At 37.7% G+C, this 424-nt stretch carries 1 tRNA gene; it reads left to right on the top strand.

Going from position 1 to position 424, the window contains the following annotated elements:
• Nucleotides 1-177 precede the first annotated feature (177 nt).
• Nucleotides 178-251 (top strand) — tRNA-Ile (locus E1J38_RS15025).
• The last annotated feature ends 173 nt before the right edge of the window (nucleotides 252-424 follow it).

The following is a 424-nucleotide window of genomic DNA, read 5'->3' as shown; positions in this document are numbered from 1 at the left end:
GGTGCGGCTGGAACACCTCCTTTCTAGAGAAAGACGACTAATAGGTTTAGATATTTAGGGAAAGAATAGTTTGTTCTCTTTAGCTGTTGATTTTAAAATATATAGTAAAAAGTCATAAGGCATTAGTGCTTAGTAAAATAATAAGCGTTAATGGTTTAAGGCTAACGACTAAAGTACAGTCTCATAGCTCAGCTGGTTAGAGCGCTACACTGATAATGTAGAGGTCGGCAGTTCGAGTCTGCCTGAGACTACGAAGTAGGTCGAAAGACAGACGAGAAGTTTACCCTGAGCATAGTCGAAGGGAGTCTGCCTGAGACTACAACCTAAGGTTGATTTGATTACTAAATGCTGTTATCATTGTTTAGTAAGCTAGTTAATTTTAAGAAGTTCATTAAATATTGAAAGGAAATTCTGGGAGTTGAGT

It is taken from the genome of Seonamhaeicola sediminis, assembly GCF_004358095.2.
GTDB classification, from domain to species: Bacteria; Bacteroidota; Bacteroidia; order Flavobacteriales; family Flavobacteriaceae; genus Seonamhaeicola; species Seonamhaeicola sediminis.
This window is presented reverse-complemented; position numbering and strand designations above follow the sequence as displayed.